The 20706-nt window shown below is 72.1% G+C and carries 22 protein-coding genes; 13 read left to right on the top strand and 9 right to left on the bottom strand.

Annotation, left to right across the window (positions count from 1 at the left end; translation table 11 throughout):
• Positions 1–5: 5 nt before the first annotated feature.
• Both ACIA6T_RS15280 and ACIA6T_RS15285 read left to right on the top strand, forming a co-directional pair.
• On the top strand, positions 6–980 hold the full coding sequence (locus ACIA6T_RS15280; RefSeq protein ID WP_399446978.1) for an ABC transporter ATP-binding protein: 975 nt from the start codon (positions 6–8) through the stop codon (positions 978–980).
• Complete coding sequence (locus tag ACIA6T_RS15285) at positions 973–2022, top strand: ABC transporter ATP-binding protein (RefSeq protein WP_399446979.1); 1050 nt, start codon at positions 973–975, stop codon at positions 2020–2022. The genes ACIA6T_RS15280 and ACIA6T_RS15285 overlap by 8 nt, the downstream gene beginning before the upstream one ends.
• Positions 2023–2122: 100 nt before the next feature.
• Here the strand turns inward: ACIA6T_RS15285 and ACIA6T_RS15290 are convergent, their stop codons facing one another.
• Positions 2123–4261, bottom strand: a complete 2139-nt coding sequence (locus ACIA6T_RS15290; RefSeq protein WP_399446980.1) for a prolyl oligopeptidase family serine peptidase — start codon at positions 4259–4261, stop codon at positions 2123–2125.
• A 185-nt stretch (positions 4262–4446) separates the two neighbouring features.
• Here ACIA6T_RS15290 and ACIA6T_RS15295 point away from each other — a divergent pair, with 185 nt between their 5' ends.
• Entirely contained in the window at positions 4447–4641 is a 195-nt protein-coding gene (locus ACIA6T_RS15295) for a hypothetical protein (RefSeq protein ID WP_030145837.1), read from the top strand.
• Positions 4642–4720: 79 nt separating this feature from the next.
• The gene (locus tag ACIA6T_RS15300; RefSeq protein ID WP_399446981.1) at positions 4721–6142 is read left to right on the top strand and encodes an amidase; all 1422 of its coding nucleotides are present in this window, start codon (positions 4721–4723) and stop codon (positions 6140–6142) included.
• 272 nt (positions 6143–6414) lie between these two features.
• Here the strand turns inward: ACIA6T_RS15300 and ACIA6T_RS15305 are convergent, their stop codons facing one another.
• Together ACIA6T_RS15305 and ACIA6T_RS15310 are read right to left on the bottom strand one after the other, a co-directional pair.
• A complete protein-coding gene (locus ACIA6T_RS15305) occupies positions 6415–6684 on the bottom strand; it encodes a DUF397 domain-containing protein (protein ID WP_399446982.1) in 270 nt (89 codons plus the stop codon).
• Positions 6681–7565, bottom strand: coding sequence for a helix-turn-helix domain-containing protein (locus ACIA6T_RS15310; RefSeq protein WP_399446984.1), 885 nt, complete (start codon positions 7563–7565; stop codon positions 6681–6683). The genes ACIA6T_RS15305 and ACIA6T_RS15310 overlap by 4 nt, the downstream gene beginning before the upstream one ends.
• A 154-nt stretch (positions 7566–7719) precedes the next feature.
• Here ACIA6T_RS15310 and ACIA6T_RS15315 point away from each other — a divergent pair, with 154 nt between their 5' ends.
• The 3 genes from ACIA6T_RS15315 (at position 7720) to ACIA6T_RS15325 (ending at position 10026) form a co-directional block, all read left to right on the top strand.
• Positions 7720–8202: an ATP-binding protein gene (locus ACIA6T_RS15315; RefSeq protein ID WP_399446985.1), complete on the top strand. Its 483-nt coding sequence runs from the start codon at positions 7720–7722 to the stop codon at positions 8200–8202.
• A 227-nt stretch (positions 8203–8429) separates the two neighbouring features.
• Positions 8430–9341: a helix-turn-helix domain-containing protein gene (locus tag ACIA6T_RS15320; RefSeq protein ID WP_399446986.1), complete on the top strand. Its 912-nt coding sequence runs from the start codon at positions 8430–8432 to the stop codon at positions 9339–9341.
• 52 nt (positions 9342–9393) lie between these two features.
• On the top strand, positions 9394–10026 hold the full coding sequence (locus ACIA6T_RS15325) for a Uma2 family endonuclease (RefSeq protein ID WP_399446987.1): 633 nt from the start codon (positions 9394–9396) through the stop codon (positions 10024–10026).
• A gap of 77 nt (positions 10027–10103) precedes the next feature.
• Here ACIA6T_RS15325 and ACIA6T_RS15330 read toward each other — a convergent pair whose 3' ends face one another.
• Entirely contained in the window at positions 10104–11102 is a 999-nt protein-coding gene (locus ACIA6T_RS15330) for an intradiol ring-cleavage dioxygenase (protein WP_399446988.1), read from the bottom strand.
• Between the two features lie 102 nt (positions 11103–11204).
• Between ACIA6T_RS15330 and ACIA6T_RS15335 the strand changes: the two genes are divergently transcribed.
• The 4 genes from ACIA6T_RS15335 to ACIA6T_RS15350 all read left to right on the top strand — a co-directional run bounded on the left by ACIA6T_RS15335 (position 11205) and on the right by ACIA6T_RS15350 (position 15124).
• Positions 11205–11402, top strand: coding sequence for a hypothetical protein (locus ACIA6T_RS15335; RefSeq protein WP_399446989.1), 198 nt, complete (start codon positions 11205–11207; stop codon positions 11400–11402).
• A gap of 10 nt (positions 11403–11412) precedes the next feature.
• Positions 11413–12270: an N-acetyl-1-D-myo-inositol-2-amino-2-deoxy-alpha-D-glucopyranoside deacetylase gene (gene mshB / locus ACIA6T_RS15340; protein WP_399446990.1), complete on the top strand. Its 858-nt coding sequence runs from the start codon at positions 11413–11415 to the stop codon at positions 12268–12270.
• A complete protein-coding gene (locus ACIA6T_RS15345) occupies positions 12267–12680 on the top strand; it encodes a DUF6113 family protein (protein ID WP_399446991.1) in 414 nt (137 codons plus the stop codon). Before mshB ends, ACIA6T_RS15345 begins: the two co-directional genes overlap by 4 nt.
• Before the next feature lie 194 nt (positions 12681–12874).
• Positions 12875–15124 carry a hypothetical protein gene (locus ACIA6T_RS15350; RefSeq protein WP_399446992.1) on the top strand — a complete coding sequence of 750 codons (2250 nt, stop codon included), beginning with the start codon at positions 12875–12877 and terminating at the stop codon, positions 15122–15124.
• 30 nt (positions 15125–15154) lie between these two features.
• Here ACIA6T_RS15350 and ACIA6T_RS15355 read toward each other — a convergent pair whose 3' ends face one another.
• From ACIA6T_RS15355 to ACIA6T_RS15365, 3 genes are read right to left on the bottom strand one after another with little or no spacing between them, the layout of a single operon-like run.
• Entirely contained in the window at positions 15155–15289 is a 135-nt protein-coding gene (locus ACIA6T_RS15355) for a hypothetical protein (protein ID WP_399446993.1), read from the bottom strand.
• 37 nt (positions 15290–15326) lie between these two features.
• Positions 15327–16178 (bottom strand): tetratricopeptide repeat protein, encoded by an 852-nt coding sequence (locus ACIA6T_RS15360; RefSeq protein WP_399446994.1) that lies wholly within the window; start codon positions 16176–16178, stop codon positions 15327–15329.
• 17 nt (positions 16179–16195) lie between these two features.
• On the bottom strand, positions 16196–17218 hold the full coding sequence (locus tag ACIA6T_RS15365) for a GNAT family N-acetyltransferase (protein WP_399446995.1): 1023 nt from the start codon (positions 17216–17218) through the stop codon (positions 16196–16198).
• A gap of 140 nt (positions 17219–17358) precedes the next feature.
• Here ACIA6T_RS15365 and fdxA point away from each other — a divergent pair, with 140 nt between their 5' ends.
• Positions 17359–17676 (top strand): ferredoxin, encoded by a 318-nt coding sequence (gene fdxA, locus ACIA6T_RS15370; RefSeq protein ID WP_004926152.1) that lies wholly within the window; start codon positions 17359–17361, stop codon positions 17674–17676.
• Positions 17677–17793: 117 nt separating this feature from the next.
• Positions 17794–18891 (top strand): bifunctional succinyldiaminopimelate transaminase/glutamate-prephenate aminotransferase, encoded by a 1098-nt coding sequence (locus tag ACIA6T_RS15375; RefSeq protein WP_399446997.1) that lies wholly within the window; start codon positions 17794–17796, stop codon positions 18889–18891.
• A gap of 321 nt (positions 18892–19212) precedes the next feature.
• Here the strand turns inward: ACIA6T_RS15375 and ACIA6T_RS15380 are convergent, their stop codons facing one another.
• Both ACIA6T_RS15380 and ACIA6T_RS15385 read right to left on the bottom strand, forming a co-directional pair.
• Positions 19213–19515, bottom strand: a complete 303-nt coding sequence (locus ACIA6T_RS15380; RefSeq protein WP_399446999.1) for an ATP-binding protein — start codon at positions 19513–19515, stop codon at positions 19213–19215.
• A gap of 172 nt (positions 19516–19687) precedes the next feature.
• Positions 19688–20674 (bottom strand): heavy metal transporter, encoded by a 987-nt coding sequence (locus tag ACIA6T_RS15385; protein WP_399447000.1) that lies wholly within the window; start codon positions 20672–20674, stop codon positions 19688–19690.
• Positions 20675–20706: the final 32 nt, after the last annotated feature.

Genomic DNA, 20706 nt, shown 5'->3' on the forward strand with positions numbered 1-20706 from the left:
CCACCGTGCTGCTCGAAGTGCGGGACCTGCACGTGGAGTTCCACACCCGTGACGGGGTCGCGAAGGCCGTCGACGGCGTCAGCTACGGCGTGGACGCGGGCGAGACCCTGGCCGTGCTCGGCGAGTCCGGCTCCGGCAAGTCCGTGACCGCGCAGGCCGTCATGGGCATCCTCGACACGCCACCCGGCCGGATCACCGGCGGCGAGGTGCTGTTCCAGGGCCGGGACCTGCTGAAGCTGAAGGAGGACGAACGCCGCAGGGTCCGGGGCGCCGAGATGGCCATGATCTTCCAGGACGCGCTGTCGTCGCTCAACCCCGTGCTCACCGTCGGCGACCAGCTCGCCGAGATGTTCACCGTGCACCGGGGCATGTCCCGCAAGGACGCGCGGGCCAGGGCCGTCGAGCTGATGGACCGGGTGCGCATCCCCGCCGCCCGGGAGCGGGTGAGGCAGTACCCGCACCAGTTCTCCGGCGGCATGCGCCAGCGCGTCATGATCGCGATGGCGCTGGCCCTGGAACCCGCCCTGATCATCGCCGACGAACCCACCACCGCCCTCGACGTCACCGTCCAGGCCCAGGTCATGGAGCTGCTCGCGGAACTCCGGCGCGAGCTGCGCATGGGTCTGATCCTCATCACCCACGACCTGGGCGTGGTCGCCGACGTCGCCGACCGCATCGCCGTGATGTACGCGGGCCGGATCGTCGAATCGGCTCCCGTGCACGACATCTACAAGGCTCCGGCACACCCGTACACCCGGGGCCTGCTGGACTCGATCCCGCGCCTGGACCTCAAGGGCCGGGAGCTCTGCGCCATCAAGGGCCTGCCGCCCAACCTCACGCACATCCCGCCGGGCTGCGCCTTCCACCCCCGCTGCCCACTGGCCCGCGACGTCTGCCGCACCGACGAGCCACCGCCGTACGAGGTCTCGCCGACGCGGGGGAGTGCCTGCCACTTCTGGAGGGAGTGCCTGGATGGCTGAGCCGGTCCTGGAGGTCAGCGGTCTGGTCAAGCACTACCCGCTGACGCGGGGTGTCGTCCTCCGCGAGCAGGTCGGCGCCGTACGGGCGGTCGACGGCGTGGACTTCGCGCTCGGCCGGGGCGAGACACTGGGCATCGTCGGCGAGTCCGGCTGCGGCAAGTCCACGGTCGCGAAGATGCTGGTCAACCTCGAACGCCCGACGGCCGGTTCGATCCGCTACAAGGGCGAGGACATCACCAGGCTGTCGGGCCGTGCGCTGAAGGCCGTACGCCGCAACATCCAGATGGTGTTCCAGGACCCGTACACCTCCCTCAACCCCCGTATGACGGTGGGCGACATCATCGGGGAGCCGTACGACATCCATCCCGAGGCGGCCCCGAAGGGCGACCGGCGGCGGAGGGTCCAGGACCTGCTGGACGTCGTAGGCCTCGACCCGGAGTACGTCAACCGCTATCCGCACCAGTTCTCCGGCGGCCAGCGCCAGCGCATCGGCATCGCACGGGGCCTGGCACTGCGCCCCGAGGTGATCGTCGCCGACGAACCGGTCTCCGCGCTGGACGTGTCGGTGCAGGCCCAGGTCGTCAACCTGATGGACCGGCTGCAGTCCGAGTTCGGTCTGGCGTACGTGTTCATCGCGCACGACCTGTCGATCGTCCGGCACATCTCCGACCGGGTCGGGGTGATGTACCTGGGGCGGATCGTGGAGACCGGCACGGACACCGAGATCTACGAGCACCCCACGCACCCGTACACCCAGGCCCTGCTCTCCGCCGTGCCCGTACCGGATCCGGAGGCCAGGGAACACCGCGAGCGGATCATCCTCAGCGGTGACGTGCCGTCGCCGACGGACATCCCGTCCGGCTGCCGCTTCCGCACCCGCTGCTGGAAGGCGCGGGAGCGCTGTGCGCTGGAGGTGCCGGCGCTCGCGGTGCCCGAGTGGTTCCGTACGGCCGGGGGGCCGGTGGCGCACGACTCGGCCTGCCACTTCGCGGAGGAGAAAGTCCTGGTGCCCGTGGAAGGACACGGCAACGGGCCGGGGTGACATGGCGCACCCCGGCCCGCTTACGGCACCCGCACGGCCGTACGCTGATCAGCGTGCCGTGTCCGTATATCGGTACCGCTTCCGTGAAGTTGCGTGCGTGTTAACGCGGTTCGTCCCCGTTTGCGATGCCCAGCGAGCGCTTGAGGAAGCCGAGCTGGAGCCGGAGCAGGTTCTCGGCGACCTCCTCCTGCGGGGTCATGTGGGTGACGCCGGACAGGGGCAGCACCTCGTGCGGCCGGCCGGCCGCCAGCAGCGCGGAGGAGAGCCGCAGGGAGTGGGCGACCACCACGTTGTCGTCCGCGAGGCCGTGGATGATCATCATCGGGCGGTGCGGTGCGGCGGCGTCGACCAGGCCCGCGTCGTCGATCACCGAGTTGCGGCGGTAGACCTCCGGCTGCTCGTCCGGGTGGCCGACGTAGCGCTCCTGGTAGTGGGTGTCGTACAGGCGCAGGTCGGTGACCGGGGCGCCCACCACGGCCGCGTGGAAGACGTCGGGCCGGCGCAGGGCGGCGAGGGCCGCCAGGTACCCGCCGAAGGACCAGCCCCGGACGGCGACCCGGTCCAGGTCGAGCGGGAAGTCGGCGGCGAGCGCCTGGAGCGCGTCCACCTGGTCCTGGACGACGATGTCGGCGATGTCGTCCCGGACGGACTTCTCCCAGGCGGGCGAGCGGCCCGGCGTCCCGCGCCCGTCCGCGACGATCACCGCGAACCCCTGGTCGGCGAACCACTGCGAGGTCAGATGCGGGTTGTGGGCGGCGAGCACCCGCTGCCCGTGCGGACCGCCATAGGGGTCCATGAGCACTGGCAGGGGGGTGTCCCCGGCGTAGTCCCGGGGCATAAGCACGGCGCACGGAATTCGGCGTGCGCCCCCCTGTGTCAGCGTCACGCGGGGGGACATACCGGGGTCTTCGGCGTGCGAGGGGACAGTCGCCGTCGGTTTCCCGTCACGCAGCACCTGGACCCGTGAACCTGGCCGGTCCAAGGCCGCCGAGACGAGTACGGTCACGCCCCCGGCGCGTACCGCCGAGTGCACACCGGGCTCCTGCGAGACGCGCTCCACGCCGAGTTCGTTCACCCGGTAGACGTGCACCTCGCCGATCCCGGGGTCGGCGGCCTCCTCGCCCGCCGACGCCGAGACCAGCACGTCGTCGTCGGAGACGTCCAGTACGGCGCGGATGTGCAACTGCGCTCCGGTGAGCGGTCGTTCACCGACGGCGAGTCGTCGCGCACCCCCCTCGTCCGCGATCCGGACCAACTGCCCGGAAGGACTCCAGCACGGCACCCCGGGGAAAAGTTCCAGCCAAATTCGATCTTCGTCGGCGTGCACCATCCGGGTCGCCCCGGAGTCCGGGTCCACGGCCAGGATCAGCGCGGCGCGCTGGTCGCGCGCCTGGACGAGGAGCAGCGGGGCACCCGCCGCTGACCAGTGCACATGTGCCAGATACGGGTAGCGCGCCCGGTCCCAGGAGACCTCCGTGCGCGTTCCGTCGAGGCCGATCACGAACAGCCGGACGTCCGCGTTCGGGGTGCCCGCCGCCGGGTACGCCACCCGCTGCGGCTCCCGCTCCGGATGTGCCGGGTCGGAGATCCACCAGCGCCGTACCGGCGTGTCGTCCACGCGCGCCACCAGCAGCCGGTCCGACTCCGGAGCCCACCAGAAGCCCCGCGAGCGGCCCATCTCCTCGGCCGCCACGAACTCGGCCAGGCCGTAGGTGACGCCCTCCGACTCCGGGCGGACGAGGGCCCGTTCGTCCGCCCCCTCGGCCCCCACGACGCGCAGCGCGCCCCGGGAGACGTAGGCGACGTACCGCCCGTCGGGCGACGGACGCGGGTCGATCACCGGCCCCGGCACGCGCAGTTCACGTGCCGTCCCGGCCCGTAGTTCGGCCGTGAAAAGCCGCCCTGACAAGGCGAAAGACGCCAACTCGACGGCGGCGTCGGTGGCGTAGCCGACGATGCCGGCGCCGCCCTCACGGCTCCGTTCGCGCCGTGCGCGCTCCTCGGCGGAGAGGTTCTCCGAGGCCCCGCCCAGGAGGGCGCGCGGGTCGGCCGCCACGCGCTCCCCGCCCCCTTCCGTATCGAGGACCCAGAGTGAATTGGCCCGGTCCGTACCGGAACCGGAGCGCAGGAACACGACACGCGAGCCGTCGGGAGCCACGCTGAACGAACGCGGCGCGCCGAGCGTGAAGCGCAGGGTACGGGCGTGCCGTCGGGGGAAGGAGTCGGTCTCGGTCGTCATGCCCTGACCATATTGGCCATGCGCCCCCTTGTGCGGCTGTGCGCCGACCGATGCGCACGTACGGATAGTTATGATCGTTAGCGCATAGTGGGTATGAACCTGCTGGCTGCTGTGTCGCTTTACCTGCCCCCATGTTCCTACGTCCCCTTACCCCCGCGCCCTGGGACCTTTGGAGGTGAACCGCCGTGGCACTCTCGATTTCGGCGGTGGTGCTGCTGGCGATCATCGTCTTCCTGCTGGTCAAGAAGTCGGGCCTGAAAGCAGGGCACGCCGTGGTGTGCATGCTGCTCGGCTTCTACCTCGCCTCGTCGACGATCGCCCCGACCATCAGCGAGCTGACGACGAACATCGCGGGGATGATCGGCAGCATCAACTTCTGAGCGCCGCCCCCTCGCGTGTTACCCGCCGGTAGGGAATGATGGCGGGCGATCATCCACGCGTTCAGGGGCGGAGCCGACGGTGACGACTTCCGAAGAACAGAGCGAGGCGCGCACCAGGGTGCACGTCTTCCGGGACGACGCCCTGGGCGACCACGACGCGGTCGGCCTCGCCCGCGCGATCCGCCGGCGCGAGGTCGGTGCCGCCGAGGCCGCCCGGGACGCGGCGGTCCGGGTCAGGGCCGTCGAGTCCCGGCTCAACGCGGTCCAGACGCACCTCGACGTGCCGGCGCACGGCGTGGACGGCGCGTTGGGCGGTGTGCCGACCTTCGTCAAGGACAACACCGACTACCAGGGGCTGCCCACGGGCCACGGCAGCGCCGCGTTCGCACCCCGCGCCGCCCGTCGGCACGCCCCGTTCACCCGCCAGTTCCTGAGCACCGGCGTCACGGTGCTCGGCAAGACCCGGCTGCCCGAGTTCGGGTTCAGCCCCACCACGGAGTACGAGGGCGCCGAACCCGTCCGCAACCCGTGGCACACGGACCACTCGGCGGGCGGCTCGTCCGGCGGCAGCGCGGCGCTCGTCGCCGCCGGCGCGGTCCCGATCGCGCACGCCAACGACGGCGGCGGTTCGATCCGGATCCCCGCCGCCTGCTGCGGCCTCGTCGGACTGAAGCCGACCCGCGGCCGGATGGTGGCGAACGCGCAGGGCCGCCAACTGCCGATCGACCTCGTCGTCGACGGCGTGGTCAGCCGCTCGGTACGCGACAGCGCGGCGTTCCTCGCCGCGGCGGAACAGCACTGGCGCAACCCGAGGCTGCCGCCCGTCGGCCTGGTCGAGGGCCCCTCGGGGCGACGCCTGCGCATCGGGCTCCTGGTGGACTCCCCGAACGGCGTCCGCTCCGACGACGACACCCGCGCGGCGGTGACGGAGACGGCCCAGCGCCTGGAGCGGCTCGGTCACACCGTGGAACCGGTGGAACTCTCCATCGACCCGCACTTCACCGACGACTTCCTCACCTACTGGGGCATGCTGTCGTTCCTGATCGGCGTCACCGGCAGGACGCTGGGCACGGACTTCGACCGCCGCCGCATGGACGGGCTGAGCCGGGGCCTGCGCGAGTCGTACGTGAGGGACTGGCGGACCACGCCGGGCGTACTGCGCCGGCTGAAGCGCACGCGCGAGGCGTACGCGGCCGGGTTCCGCGGCCTCGACGTGCTCCTCTCCCCGGTCCTGGCCCACACCACGCCGAGGATCGGCCACCTCAGCCCGACCGTCCCGTACGCCACGCTGATCGAACGGCTCCTGGACTATGTGGCGTTCACCCCGGTCGACAACGTCGTCGGCACCCCGTCGATCTCGGTGCCCTCCGCGAGTGCGACACCGGACGGGCTGCCCGTCGGCGTCATGTTCTCCGCCCGGCCGGGCGCGGAACGCACACTGTTGGAGCTGGCGTTCGAACTGGAGGCCGACCGGCCGTTCCGGCGGCTCCGGGACGTCTGAGGGGGGCGGGGAGGTGCTGACGAAAACCGTGAGCATCTCAGCCCTCACTGTCTTCAGCCTGCTCGTTTGAGCGTCTTGATGACATTGCTCTGCCCGTTGCTCACGTTTTCGGCGAAGTGAGGCTTCTCCGACGGCGGGGTGCCACGGCGAGGTGAGGTGGGGAAAGGGTCGGTGTTCACGGTTTCCGGAGGGTGCGCGGCCGGGACGACGTCGGCCGGGGACCTTCGGCTTGTTCCGCCTCCCCGGCCAAGCTCCGTAAGCGGCCCGCTGGATCAGCCCTCGACCGCGTACGGCACGAACCCGATCCACGCGGCGGGGGCGAAGGCCAGTTGAGGGCCGCCGATGTCCTTCGAGTCGCGGACGTGGACCGTGCCTGGCTCGGTGGCGATCTCGACGCAGGAGTCGCCCTCGCCGCTGCTGTAGCTGCTCTTGAACCACGTTCCTGCCACTTCGACGCACGAGTCGCCTTCGTTGCCGTCGCTGTAGCTGCTCTTGAACCACGCGAGGTCCGAAGCGTGGTGGCCGGTGACCTTGCGGATCATTTTTCCCCTAGCAGTTCCTCGATGAAGGCCAGCGACTCCCGAGGTGGGAGAGCCTGCGCGCGGATAGTGCCATACCGTAGTTCGGCGATGCGGAGTTGCCGGGCGTCCGAGACCGGGCGGCCGTTGAACGCCCCCTCGCAGCGTGCCACTGCTGAACCGTCCTCGAACTTCAGCAACTCGATCTTCCCGTCCAGGCCGGGATGAACCTCACAGTGCGTCGGCATCACTTGAAGTGTTACGCAACGCAGCCTGCCCACCTCAAGCAGATGTTCGAGCTGTGCGCGCCACACCATTGTGCCTCCGAGTGGACGCCGTAGTGGGGCTTCCTCCAGAACGAAACTGAGCGTGGGCGCCGGGTCCTTCTGGAAGATGGATTGCCGGTCCATGCGGGCGGCCACCATCCGCTCGATCTCGTCCTGGGAGTAGGAGGGTTGCCGTGATTCGAAAGCCGCCCTGGCATGGTCGGCCGTCTGGAGGAGCCCGCTGATGCTGTGGCAGACGTAGAGACCGATCTCCACAGCCCGCCCCTCCATCTGGGCAAGGTCCCGCACCTTCTTCGGGTATCGGACCTTCTTCACGTCCTCCTTCATCGCCGCGATGAGCCCACCGGCGCCCAACACCTCGTCCGCCGTGTCCAAGTACTCGGGTCTCGGGATCCGCTTGCCCGTCTCGATCTTGTAGACGAGATCCTCGCCGTACCCGACCGCCACAGCGAAGTCACAGACCCGCATACCGGTCGCTTCCCGGCGGAGCCTCAACTGCCTTCCCACCGTGGCGACCACGGCGAGCGCCCAGTCGTCGTCCGGGTCCACCTCCCAGCCCGGCTCGTCCGTCTGGTCCGTCCCGGTCCCGACCCGCACCGCCTCACCGTTCACCGACATGTGTGCCCCTCCGTAGTGCTGCGACGTACTGTTCCGCCCTGCTCGCAGGAACTGCTTCGACAGTCCCGACAGCGCTGGACAAGCGCTGGACCGTGGCTCTACGTAACAGGGCAATCACACGTCACGGTACGTCCGGTCGGCCACGCTCGGTGATGTGAATCAGCAAACTCAGGGAATCGCCGAGCACGGGTCACGACCCGAACCCGACCTCAGCGTCCGCAACTTCACCGTGCTGCTGTCGTCCACACCGCGCGGTGCGCGTCTCGCCCGCCTGCTCGCGGTGGACACGCTCCGGAGCTGGGGACTTCCGCACGAACGGGCGAGCCACGTCATCGCGGAACTGGCGGCCAACGCGGCCACCCACGGTCGTCTCCCCGGCCGCAGCTTCCGGCTCACGCTCTACGTGGTCGGCGCCACGCTCCGTATCGAGGTCACGGACACGCGCGGTGAGCGGATGCCCGAGCCGCAAGTGCCGTACCCGGAAGCCGAGTCGGGCCGGGGCCTGCTGCTCGTCGAGGTGCTGGCCGACCGTTGGGGTGTGGCCGAGGGGCGATTTCCGCGCAAGACCGTCTGGGCCGAACTGAGCTTCACACCACCGGAACCCGCATCTTCGTGCTCCGGTGCCGTCGACGACTGAAAGACAAAGAACTCCTGGGGAAAGCACCCCGCCAAACCCCACCCCTCCCGCCCGTGGTCGCGCTCACTCGGGCGGGTGAACATCCCCGGTTCGGCTGGATTTCCGGGCCGCCCAGGCCCGACGCTCAGCGCAACGCACCACCGCAACCACAGACATGAGACGGCCCCCGCCGGGAGTGCAATCCCACTGCGAGGGCCTGACCACCGAGGAAGACAGGACCTTCCTGAATGGGTACCCAGAACCCTAGCGTGCCCCCGCGCGCCCAGGCCCGCCTTGCGGGCGACAAGCACCCGAACCGGGCCCACCACACCACCGGCGGGCTCCGGCACGACAACTCCCGCCACACCACCCGCTTCACGGTGATCGGCAACCACCTCGCCCAGCACCAGCAGCTCTCGCTCCTCGCCATCGGGCTCGGCACGCACCTCCAGTCGCTGCCCGAGGGCGCCCCGGCCGACATCAAGAGCCTCGCCGCACGGTTCCCCGAGGGAGCTGCTCGTATCGCCGCCGCCCTGCGCGAACTGGAGACTCACGGCTATCTGCGCCGCGAACGCGTCCGCACCTCCACCGGCCGCATCGTGACCCGCACGACCTCGTGCAACCAGCCGATGGCGGCCCGGCACTTCGTCGCGGTTCCCTCCCGCACGGCAGCGGAGCCGCAGAGGCAGGAGACGTGCGAGGAGAGCGCGCCGCACAGGACGCGCGAGAAGCGAGCGCCCCGCAAGCCCCTCCCCGCCGTGCCGAGCCCTGCCCACCCCGCCCCCGCGCTCCTCCAGGCCGCCGCCGACCTCCTCGCGGGCCTCCACCGCCATGAATCCCAGCTGCTCCTCTCCGCCTGCGACACGGCCCACCTGACCCCCGGCGTCGCCGCCTGGCTGGAGCGGGACGTCACCCCCGCCGCCGTACGCCGCGCGCTGACCGCCGACCTGCCGCCCGAGGGCGTACGACGGCCCGCCGCCTTCCTGGCCCACCGCCTCGCCGACCAACTCCCGCCCCTGCCCCCGTTCCGCGCGCCGGCCGCCGCCCCGCCTCCCGTACGGCACCCCCTGCAGAACTGCGACGGCTGCGACCACGCCTTCCGCGCACCCCACCCCGGCCGCTGCCGCGCCTGCCGGACCGACCTCCAGGAGGCCGCCTAGCATGAACGTGACGATCCTTGCCCCTGGGCACAGACGACGAGGAGCGAGCGCCATGACCATCGCACCCCACGACGCGCGGCGGGGCGGCTCCCACGTTTACCGGACCATGCGGGACGTCGTTCAGTCCTTGGACGACACCGACACAATCCCGGGCAAGTTCGAGATCACCAAGAAGGGGATCGTCCACGACATGACGGCGCCCATCGGTCCGCACGAGCTGACCACCCTGCACCTGCGTAAACGCCTTGAGAAGGTGATGCCGGAGGAGGTCGTCGCTCATACGGGGGTGCCCGACGTCGAAGACGAGTGCGAGGGCATCGTGCGACGCCCTGATGTGATGGTGATCGCGTGGACGGACATGGAGGTGCCGGGCAGCTTCGATCCCCGGACACTCATCGCCGCCATCGAGGTCGTCTCCAGGTCCAGCCCGGAGAACGACTGGGTGGGCAAGATGGGCGACTATCCGCTGATGGGCGTGCCGGTCTACGCGATCTTCGATCCCCGTACCGGCAGCGGCGCCGTCCTCACCGACATCCACTCCACCCCGGAGGGTCCCCGCTACGCGGTGCGCAAGGACTTCGTCTACGGCGAGGACGTCACCATCGGTGAGTGGACCATCTCCACGAGCGGCCTCCCGCTCCACCACGGCGACGGCGCGGGCGAGGCCGAGTCGGCAGGGGCGTGATCCGGAAACGGAGGCGACTGTTTCGGTCGCCTCCGCCCGCATCGCACGGCCTGGCCCGCCCCACCGGTCGTTCCCGGTCAGTTGCCGGATGCCGGTGATTCCGGGCTGCCCGAAGGAGTGGAGCCGGGCGGGGGGCCGTCGGTCGGTGCTCCGCTGGGCGGCTGACCGCCTCCGCCGCCGGGTGCGTTGCCGCCGGTGGGCTCGGTGCCGGTGTCGATGGGGACGGTCAGCTTCGCCGTGTAGCCGGCCTTCACCGACCCGCTCACGGTGGCGAGCTGGTGGACCCCGCCGTCGTCGCCGAAGACGTTGTCGGTCTTGAGGGTCAGCTGCGAGAGGTTCTCGACGGAGGACTCGTATCCGTCGGTGGCGAAGACGGTGTCGCAGATGTTCTTCGGGAGGGCCATCTGGGACGTCGACAGACGCTTGTCGTAGTCGGTGACGGAGCCGAGGTCGGGATAGACCTCGAAGTGCACGTGCGGCCAGCGGCCCGGGTAGCAGGCGGGGAAGACGCTGACGAACGTGACCCGGCCGTCACTGTCGGCGATTTGCACGCCGCGCAGGTAGTTCTCGTCCTCGATCCCGCTGGAGTACAGGGAGTAGTTGCCGTCCCGGTCGCACTGCCAGGCGTAGACGGCCGCGCCGGCGAGCGGTTTGCCGTCGTTGACGATGTCCAGCACCGTGAACTCGAAAGTGAGGGGGATGCCCGGAGCGGTCGTCGTCGAGTCGCCGAAGCTCGAGCGGATGTCCTGGCGGACGATTCCGTCCTTGTCCAGGACGCTGACCCCGTTGGTGCCGTCCGCGGGGTAGGGGCCGTTGGTCTCGTCGGGGATCTCGGTGAGGCCGGACGACGATGACGCGGAGGCGGCGGCCTCGCCCGTGCCGCTGGAGCCCGAGCCGCACGCCGCCAGCGCGGCCATGCCACCGACCCCTCCGAGGAAGGACAGGGCCCGCCTGCGGGAGAGGGTGCCCAGGTCGAAGCCGAGTCCCTGGTCGACGACCTCTTCCTCGGGGTTCGGAAGCAGGCGCCCCTGGTAGGCGGGGCCGTCGGGCGTCTGATGGGCTTTTGGCTTGCGCATGGGGCGCCTTCCGTCGGAGGGTGACAGGTCCGTGAGGTCCGCGTCGGGCCCCGTGGGCGGGGCGCCGTCGCCGATCCGAGGGGCAGCCTGGCACCGGAGTCCATGACCCCGCTCGGTGCCGCCTGTGAGCCGGCCGGGAAGGGCCGGCCGGCGACCGCGCTCGGTGAGGTCACGGGGCGGGTGCCGGGGAGCCGCGTCGGCCTTCCGGCCGGTGCCGGACCCGGCGTCGGCGCCGTGTTCGACGACACCCACCCCGTGGACGGTCTTCCGCGCTACGGGGACGAGCACGCGGCCTCATAGGGTGGACCCCATGACGGAACTGCCCGACCGGCGGCTGCTGCTGGTGCACGCACACCCGGACGACGAGTCGATCAACAACGGCGCGACCATGGCCCGATACGCCGCCGAGGGTGCCCATGTGACGCTGGTCACCTGCACGCTCGGTGAGCGGGGCGAGGTCATCCCGCCCGAGCTGGGGCATCTGAGCGGGGCCGCCCTCGGCGGGCACCGGCTCGGGGAGCTGAAGGACGCGATGCGGGCGCTCGGGGTCGAGGACTTCCGGCTGCTCGGCGGGGCCGGGCGGTACTGCGACTCCGGGATGACGGGGCTGCCCGACAACGACGACCCCGGCTGCTTCTGGCAGGCCGACGTCGACCAGGCGGCGGGGCTGCTCGCCGAGGTGATCCTCGAGATCCGCCCCCAGGTCCTCGTCACCTACGACGACGACGGCGGCTACGGGCACCCCGACCACATCCAGGCCCACCGCGTCGCCATGCGCGCCGTCGAGCTCGCCGCCGAGCAGGGCTGGGACGTCCCCAAGGTCTACTGGAACCGGGTGCCCCGGTCCGTCGCCGAGGAGTCCTTCGCCCGCCTCGACGGCGACCTGCCCGGCCTGCCCTTCGACAAGGCGGGCGCCCTCGGCGACGTACCCGGCGTCGTCGACGACGAGCAGGTCACCACCGCCGTCGACGGCACCGCGTACGCCGCCGCCAAGGCCGCCGCGATGCGCGCCCACGTCACCCAGATCACGGTGGCCGAACCGTACTTCGTGCTCTCCAACGAACTCGCCCAGCCGCTCTTCACCACCGAGTACTACGAGTTGGTACGCGGCGAACGTCCCGAGAAGCGGGAGAGCGACCTGTTCGCCGGGATCGGGGAGGCGTCGTGAGCGACCGGTCGCCCTCCGTGCTCGCCCAGCCGCTGCGGCCGCCCTCCGCCGGGCGGGTCGTCGCCTGTCTGGGACTGTTCCTGCTCGGCGCCGTGGTCGGTGCGGCCGGGGCGCTGGTGCAGCCCGCGTGGTTCCCCGGCGGGCTGCTGCTCGCCCTCGCCGGCGAGGCCGGACTGGTCCTGGGGGCCACCCGCGCCCTCCGCGGCCGGGCGGGGGGCGCCTGGGCCGCCGGCGGCTGGATGCTCGTCGTCATCCTGCTCACCACCAGCCGCCCGGAAGGCGACTTCCTGTTCGCCGCGGGCGGCGGCTCCTATCTCTTCCTCCTCGGTGGCATCGCCGTGGCTGTGATCTGCGCCACCCTCGTCTCCGGGCGGCAACCGGACGGCCCTCCCGCCCGACTTGGCAAGTGACGTACCACTTCGCCGTGTCACGGGCGTGCGGGTCCGGTGCGGGTTTCCCCGACGGTACTGGGATACGGGCCGGACATGGCCAGTAAGGTGGTGCGCGCCGCCGAGCCTCCCTCGAACCCTCGGCTTCGCCCGAGCTGGGAGGACTCCCACCGTGAGGTCGTGACGGGCGGCGGAGCCAACCGGGAGAACCTGCCTTGAGTCGTGAAACTGACACTCCGTCCTCCGGGCCCAACGGGCGCGGTGGAGCCGCCTACCCGTCGGGCACGCCGCCCTACGGGATTCCGGCGATTCCGGACGAGGGTACGGGCGCGGGCCGTTCGGCCGCGCGGCCGGAGGAACGCAAGACCGAGACCACGCTGACGACGCGGGTCCGCATCAACATCCCCGGATCGCGGCCCATTCCGCCGGTCGTCGTGCGCAAGCCCGTCGCGGACGAGGAGGGCAAGGGCGGTACCACCGACGCCGAGGCGGTGGCGCCGGCCCCGGCCGCCGACACGGCCGAGTCTCCCGCCCAGCCCGCCCAGCCCGCACAGTCCGACCGGTCCGACCGGTCCGACCGGCCGTCGGCCGAGGAGAAGCCGGCCAGCGACTGGTTCGTGCCGCGCAAGTCGGGCGGGGGCAAGGGCGGTCCGGCCGGCGGCTCCGCCAACGGGGCCGGTGCTCCGAGCGGTTCGGGCCCCGCCGCGGGCGGCGCCCCGAAGGCCCCTTCCGCGCCCGGTGGCGCGCGGCCGGGTGGCGTCGTCGGCTCCATGGGCGCGCCGGGCGGTCCCCGTTCCGGCGGCACACAGGGTTCCGGACCCACCGGCGCGACCGGTGCGACCGGCGGACCCGTGGCCCCCGGGCACGGCGGCGGCACCGGCTCCTTCGACGTGACCGAGGCGCTGGCCGCCGGGCCGGCGGGCCCCGGCACGCGCCCGGGTACGGGGCACGGTGATGAGCCGCGCCACGACGACCTGCCGTTCTTCACGGACGAGGCGCCCCGGTCCGGCGGGCCCGGTCAGCGCGGCCCGCAGGGGCCCGCGGGCCCGACCACCGGGCCGGCGACCGGCTCGAGTCCGGTCGCCCGCCAGGCGGGCAAGGGCTCCGGCGCTCCCGCCGCCCCCGGTGGTCCGGGCCTCCCCGCCCTCCCGGTCCGCCCCGGTGCCCAGTCGGGTCAGGCGGGTCAGGGCGCCCCCGCGCGCCCCGGTGCCCAGGGGTCCCAAGGCGCCCCTGCCGGCTTCGCCGACCAGGGCGGCGGCCCCGGCACCCCCGGCGGCGGTCTGAGCGACGACACCGCGATCCTCACCCCGCAGCGGCCCGCCCAGCCCGGCACCCCGGGCTACGGCCCCCGCCACGACAACGTCTCCGGGCACACCGTCACCAGCGGCATCCCGGTCGTCCCGCCGGACGCGGACTTCAACGCCACCGGCGCCCCGGCCGGCGGACCGCGGACGCACACGCCCCCGAAGCTGCCCGAGCCGGTCTCCACGCCCCCGGCGAGCTCCTCGAAGCCGGCGAAGAAGAAGGGGCGCAACAAGCTCGTCCTGCTCTGCGGCTGCGTGGTCTTCCTCGGCGGTGTCGCCTACGGCGCCGGACTGCTGATGAACCGCTCCGACGTCCCGAAGGGCACCACCGTGCTCGGCGTCGACATCGGCGGCGGCACCCGCGACGAGGCCGTCAAGAAGCTCGACGCGGCACTCGACGACCGGCTGAACCAGCCACTGAAGCTGTCGGTCGACGGCAAGACCGTCGAACTGGAGCCGGACAACGCGGGCCTGCAGTTCGACACCGACGCCACCGTCGGCGGGGCCGCCGGCAGTGACTACAACCCGGTCAACGTCATCGGCTCCCTCATCGGCAACGAGCGCGTCGTCGAGCCGGTCATGCCCGTCGACGAGGAGAAGCTGCACGCCGCCCTGGAGGACGCCGCCGGCGGCTCCGGCTCGGTGACCGAGGGCTCGATCGAGTTCGAGTCCGGCAAGGCCGTCCCGGTGTACCCCAAGGGCGGCCAGGGCATCGACGTCGCCAAGGCGACCGACGTGGTGACGGAGGCGTACCGCACCCAGGTCGAGACCGGGAAGTCCGCCACGGTGAACGTCCCGACGGCCGCCCAGCAGCCGAAGGTCACCAAGGCCGAGGTCGACCGGATGATGAAGGAGTTCGCCGAGCCGGCGATGTCGGCCAACGTGATCGTGCAGACCGACGCGGCGCACTCGGTCCCGATGAGCCCCGAGAACTCGCTGTGGAAGTTCCTCGGTGTCCAGGCAGTCAACGGCAAGCTGGCGGAGAAGCCCGACCTGAAGGCCCTGGAGGAGCTGTACGGCCAGGCGTTCGACGACGTCCTCATCACCCGGGGCAACGGCAAGAAGACGCCGGTCACCCCACAGGACGTCTACGGCGCCCTCCGCCTGGCGCTGACCAGCAAGACCGACCGCGTCGCCGTCATCGAGACGAACCCCAGCTGACGTGACGCCCGGAGGCGGGCGCGCGGTGGATCACCGGGCGCCCGCCTCCTGGTTGAGCAGCGCCCGCGCGGCCTGCGCCTGGCCCCGGATCCGTTCCGCCGTCGTCATCGAGACGAACCCGAGCTGACGCGACGCCCGGAGGCGGGCGCCCGGTGGATGGATCATCCGGCGCCCGCTTTCCGGTTGAGCAGCGCCCGCGTTTCTAGTTGAGCAGCGCCCGCGCCGCCTGCGCCTGGCCCCGGATCCGTTCCGCCGCCGGTCCGTCCACCGCCGCCACCGTCTCCGCGTACGCCTCCAGCTCCCGCGCGCCGTCCTGGAAGTCACCGCGCTGCACCAGCAGCTGCGCCCGCTCGTACCGCAGCCGCGCCGGGTGCGAGGGGAGGAGCAGGGACAGGTCCACCGCCCACAGCCCCACACCCGAGTGCTCGGGACGTGCCGCCGACCACGCCCGGATGTTGTTCAGGATCCGCAGGACGACGTCCAGCGTTCCCGCCGGCGTCAGCATCGACGCGTCCAGCGGCGCCCCCGTCGCCCCGGTGACCAGCAGCTCCGCGTCGGCGCCGGTCAGCACCCGGCCCCCGTCGAAGGGGTCGGCGAGCACCTGCCCCTCCGCCTCCCCGAAGCCGACGACGAAGTGCCCGGGGAGCGCCACCCCGTACACCGGCGCCCCCGCCCGCCGGGCCACCTCCATCCACACCACCGACAGCAGGATCGGCAGCCCGCGCCGCCGCCGCAGCACCTCGTGCAGCAGCGACGACTCCAGCCGCTGGTAGTCGTCCGGAACGCCGTGGAAGCCGTACCGCTCGCCGAGCAGCTCCCGCAGCGCCCGCGCCCACGCGTGCGGCGAGCCGGGCCGGTAGGGCAGCTCACCGGCCAGCCGGTCCAGCTCCACCTCCACGGTGTCCATGCCCGCCTCGTCCAGCGCGCCGTCCGCCTCCGCGCCGACCAGCAGGCACAGCGTGGACAGGTCCGGCCGCTCGCAGCGGGCCTCCTCGGCGAACCGCCGGCGCAGTTCGGCGGAGCGCTCGGGGGAGGGGGGATGCGGAGCGCGCATACCCGGTTCGTGCCCGCTCACGGCGCTCCCTCACCTGCCGGAGCCGACGATTCCGGCGCGCGGTGGTGGTGGTACGCGTGGTGCACGGCGAAACCCATACGGCCGTACAGCGCCCGCGCCCCCGCGTTGTCGTCCTCGACCTGGAGCCAGGCCGCCGAGGCGCCCTCGTCCAGCGCCCGCCGGGCCAGCGCCGCCATCACGGCCGTCGCCAGCCCCCGCCGCCGCCGCGCCGGGTCCACCTCGACCGCCGCGAACCCGGCCCACCGCCCGTCCACGACACACCGCCCGATGGCGGCCGGCGCGTCGTCGCCGGGCACGGTCGCGAACCAGACGGAAGGCCCGCTCCCCAGTACCCGCAGGGCCACCTCACCCACCCCCTTGCGCCGGTACCGGGCCAGCCACGCCTCGTCGGCCTCCCGCGACAGCACGACCCCGGACGGCTCCCCGCCCAGGTCGGCGACCGGTGCCAGCGGACCCGTCCACAGCTCGGCGGTCACCTCCCGCACCCAGCCCCGCCGCTCCAGCTCCGCGCACAGCGGCTCCTGCGCCCCCTCGGCGCCGGTCGCGGTCTGCACGTACGCGGGCAGCCCGCGAGCCGCGTACCAGCGGCGTACGGCCGTCAGCGCGTCGTCGAGCGGCACGCCCGGGTCACCGAGCGGCAGGACGGAGTTGGCCCGCCGCGTGAACCCTTCGGCGGCGCGCAATTCCCACTCGCCCAGACGCTCGCTCTCCACGGGCCGCCACGCCCGCGCGGAGACCCGCGCCAGCTCCTCGTACGAGGCCGCGGGGCCGCGCCGACGCGCCGGTGCGGACGGCACGATCTTGCCCGCTACCAGCGCGGACTCCGCGATGCGGACACTCTCCCCGCTCTTCTTTGTGATCCGCAGCACACCGTTGTCCCATGATGTGAGAACACCGACCGTGTCGGTGAACTTCTCACCCGAGGGACCATGTTCGATCAAGCTCCGTACGGAGACCCGTTTTCCCACGTCAGCAGTGGTGATACGGACCTCGAGGCGCCCGGCGGCAGAGATTTCCACAGGTCAGTTCACCCCTCCTGTTCGGATCATGCCCAGGAACGGAGATACTAGGGGCGGGCATCGACGACGCCGCGCTCCCGCGCGCCAGGCGGCGGAGCCTGAGGAGGCCCGCCAGCGCCCTATCGAGGAGGAACGACAGCGTGACCTACGTCATCGCGCAGCCTTGTGTCGACGTGAAGGACAAGGCGTGCATCGAGGAGTGCCCGGTCGACTGCATCTACGAGGGCCAGCGGTCCTTGTACATCCACCCGGACGAATGCGTCGACTGTGGTGCCTGTGAGCCGGTCTGCCCGGTCGAGGCGATCTTCTACGAGGACGACACTCCGGAGGAGTGGAAGGACTACTACAAGGCGAACGTCGAGTTCTTCGACGAGCTCGGCTCGCCCGGCGGCGCCAGCAAGCTGGGTCTGATCGAGCGGGACCACCCGTTCATCGCCGCGCTGCCGCCGCAGGCGTAGCCGTCCCGCCAGAAGCGGCCCCGCATCGACGTGCCGCTCCGGTCCCGTACGGCCCGATCCTCCCGATCGCCGTACGGGGCCGAGGCGTTCGCCGGACCAGAAAGTGAGCCCGTACCCGTGTCCGCAGTCTCCGACCGGCTGCCCGCCTTTCCCTGGGACAAGCTGGAGCCGTACAAGAAGACGGCCGCCGCGCACCCCGACGGCATCGTCGACCTCTCGGTCGGCACGCCCGTCGACCCGGTGCCCGAGCCGATCCAGAAGGCCCTGATCGCCGCGGCGGACTCACCGGGCTATCCCACGGTCTGGGGCACCCCGGAGCTGCGTGACGCGCTCACCCGCTGGACGGAGCGCCGGCTGGGTGCCCGCGGGGTCACCCACCACCACGTCCTGCCGATCGTCGGCTCCAAGGAACTGGTCGCCTGGCTCCCCACCCAGCTCGGACTCGGCCCCGGCGACAAGGTCGCCTTCCCGCGCCTGGCCTACCCGACGTACGAGGTCGGCGCCCGTCTCGCCCGCGCGGAGCACGTGGCGTACGACGATCCGACCGAGCTGGACCCGACCGGCCTGAAGCTGCTCTGGCTGAACTCCCCGTCCAACCCGACGGGCCGGGTGCTGTCCAAGGAGGAGCTGACCCGGATCGTCGCCTGGGCCCGCGAGCACGGCGTCCTCGTCTTCTCCGACGAGTGCTACATCGAGCTGGGCTGGGAGGCCGACCCGGTCTCGGTGCTGCACCCCGACGTCAACGGCGGGTCGTATGACGGCATCGTCTCGGTCCACTCCCTGTCCAAGCGGTCCAACCTCGCCGGTTACCGCGCCGCGTTCCTGGCCGGTGACCCGGCGGTCCTCGGTCCGCTGCTGCAGATCCGCAAGCACGGCGGGATGATGACCTCCGCGCCGACCCAGGCGGCCGTGGTCGCGGCCCTGGGCGACGACGAGCACGTCCGCGTCCAGCGGGAGCGCTACGCGGCCCGCCGCACCGCCCTGCGCGAGGCCCTGCTGGGACACGGCTTCCGCATCGAGCACAGCGAGGCCAGCCTCTACCTGTGGGCGACCCGCGACGAATCCTGCTGGACCACGGTCGCCCACCTCGCCGACCGGGGCATCCTGGTCGCCCCCGGCGACTTCTACGGCCCGGCGGGCGAGAACTTCGTCCGCGTGGCCCTCACCGCGACGGACGAACGCGTCCAGGCGGCAGTACAACGCCTGACAACCTGAGACGCCCACCCCGGCTGTGGTCCCGCCGCCCCGGCTGCGGACCCACCCCGGCTGTGGTCCGCCGCCCCGGCTGCGGACCTGCCCGCCCCGACCGGCTGTGGACCCGCCCGGCCCGGCTGTTGTCCCGCCCCGCCCGGCCCGGCTGTGGGCAGCCCACCCGTCCCGGCCCGGCTGTGGGCAGTCGTTCCGCAGGGCGGAACGGGTGGGCACAGCCACCAACGCCGGGCACCGGTCAACACACGGCCACTGCACCGACGTGGACGACGGGGCCTGGGAACCCCCAGACCCCGTCGTCGTAACAGGCCGGCCGCAGGCCAGTCCTCAGCCGACCGGCAGCCCCTTCACGGGCGCACCCTTGGTGAGGGACCCGGCGGCCTTCTTCACGGTCTTACCGGCGCCCGGCGCCACCTTGTCGGCACCACCCGTGGTCTTCGTGACGTTCTTCGTCACGTCGTCCACGGTGTTGCCGGTGGCCCCGTCCACAGCGGTCAGCCCGCCGAGGTTCGGCGCGGCCGGCAGCTCCGGAGCCGCGCTGGCGGAACCGGCCGCGCCGACCCCGGCGGCCGCTCCCGCAGCAACGAGCAGCGCGGCACGGGCGATCCGACGGGTCAGGGGGAGGGACATGGTGCTCCTTCGACGGGAGAGAACGCTGACGCCGTGACTACCGTCCGACCGCCGGGAAGGTTGCGGCGGGGCAACGCAAAGAGTTGGCAATGCGTCGCATTATCGGCCGTATATGACGCCTGCGGGTGACTCCCCGCACGCCTGCACGGTCGTACTCCCGCGCGCGGTCGCGCTACGGCATCGTCGTGATGGTCACGACCCCCGCACCGTCCGTGGACCCCGAGCCCTCCGCGTTCTTGCCGTCCATCGGCCGCCACTGGCTGTCGGTGTGCCCGGCCGTCCACTCCCGCCCCGCGTACGACACCCGCTTTATGCGCAGCTCGGAGGCGTTGGCCACGGCCCAGTGGGCCAGCTGCCAGCCACGCGCCCCGGCGTCGGCGCCCTCCTCGACGGTGACCGGAAGCCGCACGGTCCCCCCGTCGGATTCCACCGGAGCAGCGCTCACCGAGGGCGAGGGTGAGGACGAGGGCGCAGCCCCCACCTCCGCACCGGCCGGCTCCAGCGCGTCCCGCCCGAAGTCCCGCGCCAGCGCCGCCCGCACCGCGTCCGCACCCGCCGCCCGCGTCGCCGCCGGACGGCCCTCGCAGGTCAGCGTCGCCGCCGAGCGCCCGGTGAGGGCGGCGGCCAGCAGCGCGGCGTCCGGCTCGTGCTTGGCGTACGCCTGCGGGAAGCCGCTGCGCTGTACCCGCTGCGCTGCGACGGTGAGCGGCAGCCGGGTGTAGCCCGGCACCTCCTCCAGGTGCTCGTAGAACTTCTCCGCCGCGTACGTCGGGTCCATGATCTCCTTCGGCGTGCCCCAGCCCTGCGAGGGACGCTGCTGGAACAGGCCCAGCGAGTCACGGTCGCCGTGCCCGATGTTGCGCAGCGCCGACTCCTGCAGCGCGGTCGCCAGCGCGATCGTCACCGCCCGCTCGGGCAGCTCGCGCGCGGTGCCCACGGCGGTGATCGTCGCCGCGTTCACCGCCTGCTCGGGCGTGAACTCGTACGTCGCCCCGTCGCCCTTGCCCGATACGACCTTGCAGCCCGGAGCGCCGGTGCGGCCGGTGTCGTACTGCACCACGACGTATCCGGCGACCGCGGACAGCACCACGAGGCCCCCGCTCCAGCGGAGAAATCGGCCGCGACGTGTGCGCTTTGAAGGAAGTGACGGCTCTGACACGCGTACAAGGTACTGGAGAGTACGGTTCCATG

The sequence above is a fragment of the Streptomyces sp. NPDC051740 genome, from assembly GCF_044453165.1.
Classification (GTDB): Bacteria; Actinomycetota; Actinomycetes; order Streptomycetales; family Streptomycetaceae; genus Streptomyces; species Streptomyces atrovirens.

Excerpts from the sequence above, each read along its gene's own strand:
- mshB (WP_399446990.1), top strand. The coding sequence starts at position 11,413 with ATGACGGAACTGCCCGACCGGCGGCTGCTGCTGGTGCACGCACACCCG.
- ACIA6T_RS15355 (WP_399446993.1), bottom strand. The coding sequence starts at position 15,289 with ATGATCCATCCACCGGGCGCCCGCCTCCGGGCGTCGCGTCAGCTCGGG.
- ACIA6T_RS15360 (WP_399446994.1), bottom strand. The coding sequence starts at position 16,178 with ATGCGCGCTCCGCATCCCCCCTCCCCCGAGCGCTCCGCCGAACTGCGC.
- ACIA6T_RS15290 (WP_399446980.1), bottom strand. The coding sequence starts at position 4,261 with ATGACGACCGAGACCGACTCCTTCCCCCGACGGCACGCCCGTACCCTG.
- ACIA6T_RS15335 (WP_399446989.1), top strand. The coding sequence starts at position 11,205 with ATGACCCCGCTCGGTGCCGCCTGTGAGCCGGCCGGGAAGGGCCGGCCG.
- ACIA6T_RS15320 (WP_399446986.1), top strand. The coding sequence starts at position 8,430 with ATGGGTACCCAGAACCCTAGCGTGCCCCCGCGCGCCCAGGCCCGCCTT.
- ACIA6T_RS15285 (WP_399446979.1), top strand. The coding sequence starts at position 973 with ATGGCTGAGCCGGTCCTGGAGGTCAGCGGTCTGGTCAAGCACTACCCG.
- ACIA6T_RS15310 (WP_399446984.1), bottom strand. The coding sequence starts at position 7,565 with ATGTCGGTGAACGGTGAGGCGGTGCGGGTCGGGACCGGGACGGACCAG.
- ACIA6T_RS15325 (WP_399446987.1), top strand. The coding sequence starts at position 9,394 with ATGACCATCGCACCCCACGACGCGCGGCGGGGCGGCTCCCACGTTTAC.
- ACIA6T_RS15305 (WP_399446982.1), bottom strand. The coding sequence starts at position 6,684 with ATGATCCGCAAGGTCACCGGCCACCACGCTTCGGACCTCGCGTGGTTC.
- ACIA6T_RS15330 (WP_399446988.1), bottom strand. The coding sequence starts at position 11,102 with ATGCGCAAGCCAAAAGCCCATCAGACGCCCGACGGCCCCGCCTACCAG.
- ACIA6T_RS15380 (WP_399446999.1), bottom strand. The coding sequence starts at position 19,515 with ATGTCCCTCCCCCTGACCCGTCGGATCGCCCGTGCCGCGCTGCTCGTT.